The following is a 7,075-nucleotide window of genomic DNA, read 5'->3' on the forward strand; positions in this document are numbered from 1 at the left end:
GCATCTCGCTCGGCCTCACCGTGATGACCTTCATCGTCACGATGACCCAGGTCCCCATCGAATCGGTCGCCCTGAAGCTGTTCACGGGCATCGAGAAGTGGGAAATCATGGCCGTGCCCTTCTTCATCCTGGCCGGCAACTTCCTGACCCACGGTGGTGTCGCGCGGCGGATGATCAATTTCGCCACGTCGATGGTCGGCCACTTCCACGGCGGCCTGGCGCTGGCGTCCATCCTGGCCTGCTCGATGTTCGCGCTGGTCTGCGGCTCGTCGGTCGCGACGGTGGTGGCCATCGGCTCCATCGTGCTGCCGGCCATGGTGGCTCACGGCTACCCGATGCGCTTCGGCGCCGGCGTCATCATCACCGCCGGGTCACTGGGCATCCTGATGCTGCCGTCGATTCCGAAGGTCATCTACGCGATCTCGACCAACACCTCCATCGGCGCCTTGTTCGTCGCCGGCCTGCTGCCCGGCATCACGCTGGCCCTGATGCTGGCCGCGGTGACCTGGTACATCGCCCGCAAGAACAACTACCCGCGCCTGGCCCGCATGGGCTGGATGGCCCGCTTCCAGGCCTTCCGCAAGAGCTTCTGGGGCCTGCTGCTCGTCGTCATCATCGTCGGCGGCATCTGGTCGGGCGCCTTCACGGCCACCGAGGCGGCAGCGATGGCGGCGGTGTACTCCTTCTTCGTGGCCATCTTTGTCTACAAGGACCTGAAGCTCAAGGACGTGCCCAAGGTGCTGAAGGACTCGGCCAACATGTCCGCGATGCTGCTCTACATCATCACGAACGCGGTGCTGTTCTCCTTCGTGCTGACCAACGAGAACCTGCCCCACCAGCTGGCCGACTGGCTGCTGGGCATGAACCTGGGGCAGAGCGGTTTCCTGTTCGTCGTCAACCTGGTGCTGCTGGGTGCGGGCAACTTCATGGACCCGTCGTCCATCATCCTGATCATGGCGCCGATCTTCTTCCCGGCCGCCATGCAGCTGGGCGTAAACCCGGTGCACTTCGGCATCCTGATCGACGTCAACATGGAAGTGGGCCTGTGCCACCCGCCGGTGGGCCTGAACCTGTACGTCGCTTCTGGCATCTCGAAGTTGGGCATCACCGAGCTGACCAAGGCCGTCATGCCCTGGCTGCTGACGATGATCGTCTTCCTCGTCATCGTCACCTACTGGCCATGGCTGACGCTCGTCGTTCCCCAAATGATGGGCATGCTCTAAGGAGCCGACCATGAGTGYGCTCCTCTTCGCGCTGGCCCTGCTGACAGTGCTGCTGCTCGTCTACATGGGCCGCTACAGCGGCCGGGTGCGGGCCGAGGAGAGCCGGCTCATCGCCGCGCCGCCCGAGGCCATCTATCAACGCGTGGCCGACCTGGCGCAGTGGCAGGCCTGGAACCCCTGGCTGGAGCATGCGCGTGGCGCGCGTGCCGAGGCCGACGGCATCGCCCTGGCCTGGGACGTGCCCCACGTCGGCCGCGGCAGCGTGCGCCAGACGGGACAGACGCCGTCGCGCGCGCTGCGCCAGCGCCTGCAGTTCGCCCTGCCCTTTGCCTATCGCGGCCGCTCGGACTGGCGCTTCGACCCCGCGCCGGGCGGCACCCGGGTCACCTGGCGCTTCAAGGGCCGCGTCGCCTTCACGCTGCGCGCCTTCGCCGCCACCGTACAAGGCGCCACCGCCCTGGACCTGCGCTTCGGCCTGGACCGCCTCGCCGCGACGCTGGAGTCAACGCCCCCGGCCTACACGCTGGATTACCTCGGCGTGCAGGAGCAGCGCGCCCACGTCTACGCCCAGGCGCACCACCGCGGCCCGCTGGACAAGCTGGCCGCGGAGTTGCCGCCACGGATCAAGGAGGTGCGTGAGCAACTCGCCACGGCGGGGCTGGCGGCAACCGGCACCGCCACCATCCACTATCTGAAGACCCAGCTCAAGCTGCGCATCGTCGACTGCCGGGTCGGCGTCGAACTTCCCGCCGACGCCGCATTGCCCAACGGCCTCAAGCTGCAGCAGCAAGCGGCCCACGCCGCCTATGTACTGCGCTATGACGGCCCGCCCGAGGCGCTGGAGCTGGCCTGGTACCAGGCCATGCAGCGCCTGCGCATCGAGCAGCACCAGCCGCATCCGCAGCTGCCGCCCTATGCCTGCTACCTGGGCGAGTCGGCACCCGGCCGGCGCGGTGTCGTGCACCTGTATTTGCCGCTGAAGACCTAGGAAACGCCCCACGGCACGCTATTTGCACTGCCCTGGGGCATGAACACGCCCCCGTTTGCCCTCCCCGGGCTGCGCGTGCTGCTGGCGGATGCCGGCCAGCGCCGCAGCCCCGTCATCCGCCTGGAGCTGATCCGGCTGCGCTGCCAGCTCGTCGACGTCATCGACCTCGTCGCCCAGCCTGATGCCCTGCCCATGGCCCTGCAGCGCCTGGCACCCGAGCTGCTGCTGGTCGACTGCGAGCAGCCCACACCCGAGCTGCTGGCCCAGTTGGGCGAATCCCTGCAGCAACAGCCCCGCCCGGTGCTGCTCTTTGCCGAGCAGATGGGCCCGGAGCAGATGCGCGCCGCCCTGCAGGCCGGCATCAGCACCCTGCAGCTCGCCGGCCTGCCGCCGCAGCGCCTGGGTGCCCTCTTGCAACTGGCCCTGGCCCGCTTCGAGCACGACCAGACCCTGCAGCGCGACCTGCGCCAGACCCAGACCCAGCTGGCCGAGCGCAAGCTCGTCGAGAAGGCGCGCGGCATCCTGATGCGCGAGCAAGGGCTGGACGAGGAGGCGGCCTTCCAGCGCCTGCGCCAGCTGGCCATGGACGGCGGGCAAACGCTGGCCTCGGTCGCCATGCGCCTGATTGATGCGGATCAGCTGCTGCGCGCCCGCTGAGCCTCGGCCTGGGGCGCGCGCGCACCAATCAGGGCCGATGCGGCGGTTGCTGCGTGTGTGTCATTTACCGCGCCGGGGCACCGGCCTGCCAAGAAGGGTCGGGATGTCGAGCTTGCACGTGCAGCCTTGTCAATCCAGCTCTTTCATGATGTCGCCTTCCTTGTAGTCGTCGCGGTACTCGAAGTCCACCGAGTATTTGCCACTGCGCTCGAGGTTGACAGTCATCATGTACCAGCGGGGTTGGCCGAGGTCCTGGGCAAGGCGCCAGTGACGCAGCGCAGCATCTTCAACCAGGCTTTCAAGTTCCCGCTTCGGAAAGTCCTTCCTGACAGCGCCATCCGGCGACGTGAACCAGTAGTCAGGCGCCAACACGCTTGCATCAGGCGTGACCCGGAAACAGAAGCGCACTTTCGCCGCACCAGAGCTTTCGCAAACCGCATGCAACGCCCCGGCGATGGCCTGCACAGATTCATCAAGTTTGTTCAGCATCAAATTCATCCCCCGGGGGTATTGGGAAACACTCGTTTGGTCGCCGCGCCGTCGATCCAATACCTCACGTCGATCCTCGTGGGCACCTCGCCAACAGCGGCATAGACAGGACTGACCTCCACCCTCACCTCCTTGCCCGCCTGCATCGCCTCGGCCCAGCGCGGTAAGTTGGGTCGCAACCCCAACGTCGACTGACCGCTACTTCTTGGGGTTCGCCAGTTCACCTCAAGCTATCGCGCTAAAACGCACGCCTGAGCTTTTGCAACCAACCCGGCTTGGTTGGGGCCGGCGCCGGGGCGGGCGCGAGGCCGTTGCCGGCGTGCGTTGTCGGTCCTTGCGGCCTCAGCAGGTCACCGGGGTAGTTGGGGAGCGAAAGGCAGAGCGAGTCGTCGACGCCGAAAGCTTTCACGACGGCGACGGCTTCCACGCACCAATAGCTGAAATAGCTGCTGACGCCCTCGTGGTTGTCATACCAGTAGGGCCATTCGTCCAGGTTGATCAGGCGTGACATGCCCTTCCTGGGCGGGCGGTGGAGTTCGGCGTACCAATGCTTGACGAAGTCCTGGAGCAACTTCGGTTGCCGGTCGGGCGGCGCATCCATCACCGCCAGCAGTCGTGCATGGGGCTTGGAGTGGCAAAGCTGAGTGCCGATCCGTCGCCCCGGCTGCCATGTGAAGCACAGCGGCAGTCGCGGCGATCAGCGCAGCCGGGTCGGCTCCATGTTGTAGATGAACAGCRCTGCCTTGCGGCCCCGTTCCTTCTCACCGGCGTCAAAGGCGCTGAACATCTCGGCGAGTTTGGCGTCGATCTGCTGGGCTTCGGCCAGGTCGCGCTTCAGCGCAGGGCGAATCGATGCCCACAGTTCCTTGATGTCGGCCATGTGGCTTTCATAGGTCACATAGCTCCAATCGGGGTAATCATCGGGTGGGTTGCCGATCGCCAGATTGATCGAACCGTTGAAATTTTCCAGGTCTTCTCGAAGCGACATGATGCGTGTCATTCAGTGTTTCGGCGGCAGCGTCTTCGGATCCGGAATCAGCACCTTGGGAATGGCATAGGAGCCGCCCAGCTCTGTCGGTCTGACGATCAGGAAGCTTCCCGATCGTATGTTGTTCCATCGTTGCAATTGCTCGCTGCTTGGCTGCTTTCTCGAGAGCGAGATGCGCCATGCCGGGGCGCATCGGCGTCACGCTGCACCGGATCGAAGGCATCAAGGCTTTCAAAAGGGGCAACGCTGTAGTTGTCCAGCCGCATGGGGCACTCCCTGTCTTGGTATGGCCGCATTGAAGCGGCTGCCCCCGTCGGCGGGCAATTGCGGGCGCTCCTAAAAATGCATGCCCGCACCCGGGGCGCCGCGCACCCGGACGCACCAACACGCGTCGCGACTGCACGCACCGACCCGGCGCAAACCGCCCGCCACAGCGCCTGCCATGCGCCAAGCGCGTGCAAATCGGGCCTGGCGCCACGGTGCGGGGGCTGGCACGCAACCTGCGTTAACCAATGCGAGGCCTGCAATGGCGCAGGCCTCTCGGGCCGGCCGGCTGATGAATCGGCCGGCACTTCGGGACAACGGCGTCCGACCTCTCCTTTGTCGCTCGCACTGCTCGTCGCGGTGCGGGCGATGCGTGGTCGCACGGCGTTGCGCCTTGCATGAACAGGAGCCCGTGATGACCGCCAGCGACAACTCGAACGCCACGCCCCACCTTCAGCGCCGCAGCCTGCTGGCCGCGGCTGCAGCCCTCCCCACCCTCGGCTTGGCCGGCGGTGCCTGGGCCCAGGGATCGGACAAGCCCGAGAAGGAGGAAGTGCGCATCGGCTTCATCCCGCTGACGGATTGCGCATCGGTCGTGATGGCAGCCGAGCTGGGCTTCGACAAGAAGTACGGCGTCAAGATCATCCCGACCAAGGAGGCCTCCTGGGCCGGCGTGCGCGACAAGCTCGTCAACGGCGAACTCGACATGGCCCATGTGCTCTACGGCCTCGTCTACGGCGTCCATCTGGGCACCAGCGGCCCCAAGAAGGACATGGCCGTGCTGATGAACCTGAACCACAACGGCCAGGCCTTCACGCTGTCCAAGGCGCTGGCCGACAAGGGCGCCGTCGACGGCCCGTCGCTGGCCAAGGTGATGGCGGCCAACCCGCGCGAATACACCTTCGCTGGCACCTTCCCGACCGGCACCCACGCGATGTGGATGCATTACTGGCTGGCCGCCGCGGGCATCAACCCGATGTCGGGCGCCAAGCTCATCACCGTGCCGCCGCCGCAGATGGTGGCCAATATGCGCGTGGGCAACATGGACGGCTTCTGCGTCGGCGAGCCCTGGAACCACCGCGCCATCATGGACGGCATCGGCATCACGGCCAACACGACGCAGGACCTCTGGAAGGACCATCCGGAGAAGGTGCTGGGCACCAGCGCCGACTTCGTCAAGAAGTACCCCAACACCACCCGCGCCGTCATGATGGCCGKGCTGGAGGCCAGCCGCTGGATCGACGCCAGCCTGTCCAACAAGCTGAAGATGGCGGAGACGGTCGCGCAGAAGGCCTACATCAACACCGGCGTCGACGCGATCAACCAGCGCATCCTGGGCCGCTACCAGAATGGCCTGGGCAAGACCTGGGACGACCCCAACCACATGAAGTTCTTCAACGACGGGACGGTGAACTACCCCTACCTGTCCGACGGCATGTGGTTCCTGACCCAGCACAAGCGCTGGGGCCTGCTCAAGTCCCACCCTGACTACCTGGCGGTGGCCAAGCAGGTCAACCAGACGGCGCTCTACAAGCAAGTGGCCAGCGCCATGGGCATCAACGTGCCCAAGAGTGACTTCCGCACCAGCAAGCTGATCGACGGCGTTGTCTGGGATGGCAAGGACCCGGCGAAGTACGCCGACGGCTTCAAGATCAAGGCTTAATCATGGTCTCCGCAGTCTTCCACTCCCCGGGCGAAGCCGTTGCGGCTTCTGCATCCACCACCACCGCCAGCGCCAACCGCCCCGCGGTTGCCGCACCCGCCGAGATGCCCAAGCCTGCACCGAAACGCACGCCCTACGACTGGCGTGCGCTGGCGATGCGCGTGCTGCCCCCCGTCCTCGGCATGGCCCTGCTCATTGGTCTTTGGGGCCTGGCCACCATGAAGGGCGGCAGCTTCCCCACCCCGGCAGCAACCTTCGATGCCGCCGTGCAGCTCTTCTCCGACCCGTTCTATCGCAAGGGCCCGAACGACCAGGGCATCGGCTGGAACATCCTGAACTCGCTGTCGCGCGTCGGCATGGGCTTCGGCCTGGCGGCCCTCGTCGGCATCCCGCTGGGTTTCATCATCGGCCGCTTCGAGTTCGCCAACCGCATGGTGTCGCCGCTGATCGCGCTGCTCAAGCCGGTGTCGCCGCTGGCTTGGCTGCCCATCGGCCTGCTGGTGTTCAAGAGCGCGAATCCGGCCGCGATCTGGACCATCTTCATCTGCTCGATCTGGCCCATGGTGGTGAACACAGCCGTCGGCGTGCAGCGCGTGCCGGTCGACTACCTCAACGTCGCCCGCGTGCTGCGCCTGTCCGAGTGGAAGGTCATCACGCGCATCCTGCTGCCCGCGGTGCTGCCCTATGTGCTGACCGGCGTGCGCCTGTCGGTGGGCACGGCCTGGCTCGTCATCGTCGCGGCCGAGATGCTGACCGGCGGCGTCGGCATCGGCTTCTGGGTCTGGGACGAATGGAACAACCTC

General features: G+C 66.0%; 9 protein-coding genes. 5 read left to right on the plus strand and 4 right to left on the minus strand.

From position 1 onward, the window contains the following. From AC1DU6_RS15260 to AC1DU6_RS15270, 3 genes are all read left to right on the plus strand, one after another. Positions 1–1,223 (plus strand): TRAP transporter large permease (locus AC1DU6_RS15260; RefSeq protein WP_477858080.1); only part of this gene is annotated, 1,223 nt, incomplete at its 5' end. 10 nt (positions 1,224–1,233) lie between these two features. Further along, the gene (locus AC1DU6_RS15265; protein WP_477858082.1) at positions 1,234–2,211 is read left to right on the plus strand and encodes an SRPBCC family protein; all 978 of its coding nucleotides are present in this window, start codon (positions 1,234–1,236) and stop codon (positions 2,209–2,211) included. Between the two features lie 39 nt (positions 2,212–2,250). Beyond that, on the plus strand, positions 2,251–2,868 hold the full coding sequence (locus AC1DU6_RS15270) for an ANTAR domain-containing response regulator (RefSeq protein WP_056194563.1): 618 nt from the start codon (positions 2,251–2,253) through the stop codon (positions 2,866–2,868). Positions 2,869–2,997: 129 nt separating this feature from the next. Here AC1DU6_RS15270 and AC1DU6_RS15275 read toward each other — a convergent pair whose 3' ends face one another. The 4 genes from AC1DU6_RS15275 to AC1DU6_RS15290 all read right to left on the minus strand — a co-directional run bounded on the left by AC1DU6_RS15275 (position 2,998) and on the right by AC1DU6_RS15290 (position 4,611). Then, positions 2,998–3,357, minus strand: a complete 360-nt coding sequence (locus tag AC1DU6_RS15275; protein ID WP_477858084.1) for a hypothetical protein — start codon at positions 3,355–3,357, stop codon at positions 2,998–3,000. Positions 3,358–3,595: 238 nt separating this feature from the next. Then, a complete protein-coding gene (locus AC1DU6_RS15280) occupies positions 3,596–4,045 on the minus strand; it encodes a PoNe immunity protein domain-containing protein (protein WP_457324222.1) in 450 nt (149 codons plus the stop codon). A gap of 9 nt (positions 4,046–4,054) precedes the next feature. Further along, a complete protein-coding gene (locus tag AC1DU6_RS15285) occupies positions 4,055–4,357 on the minus strand; it encodes a hypothetical protein (RefSeq protein WP_477858086.1) in 303 nt (100 codons plus the stop codon). A gap of 86 nt (positions 4,358–4,443) precedes the next feature. After that, a complete protein-coding gene (locus AC1DU6_RS15290; protein WP_457324220.1) occupies positions 4,444–4,611 on the minus strand; it encodes a hypothetical protein in 168 nt (55 codons plus the stop codon). 413 nt (positions 4,612–5,024) lie between these two features. Between AC1DU6_RS15290 and AC1DU6_RS15295 the strand changes: the two genes are divergently transcribed. After that, entirely contained in the window at positions 5,025–6,272 is a 1,248-nt protein-coding gene (locus AC1DU6_RS15295) for a CmpA/NrtA family ABC transporter substrate-binding protein (RefSeq protein ID WP_457389978.1), read from the plus strand. A gap of 2 nt (positions 6,273–6,274) precedes the next feature. Next, the coding region (gene ntrB / locus AC1DU6_RS15300; RefSeq protein ID WP_477858088.1) for a nitrate ABC transporter permease at positions 6,275–7,075 on the plus strand (801 nt) is incomplete at its 3' end.

Source organism: Roseateles sp. P5_B10 (assembly GCF_056400485.1).

What these genes read in the sequence shown, in the direction of transcription:
- AC1DU6_RS15270 (WP_056194563.1), top strand. Translation starts at nt 2,251, where the DNA reads ATGAACACGCCCCCGTTTGCCCTCCCCGGGCTGCGCGTGCTGCTGGCG.
- AC1DU6_RS15275 (WP_477858084.1), bottom strand. Translation starts at nt 3,357, where the DNA reads ATGCTGAACAAACTTGATGAATCTGTGCAGGCCATCGCCGGGGCGTTG.
- AC1DU6_RS15290 (WP_457324220.1), bottom strand. Translation starts at nt 4,611, where the DNA reads ATGCGGCTGGACAACTACAGCGTTGCCCCTTTTGAAAGCCTTGATGCC.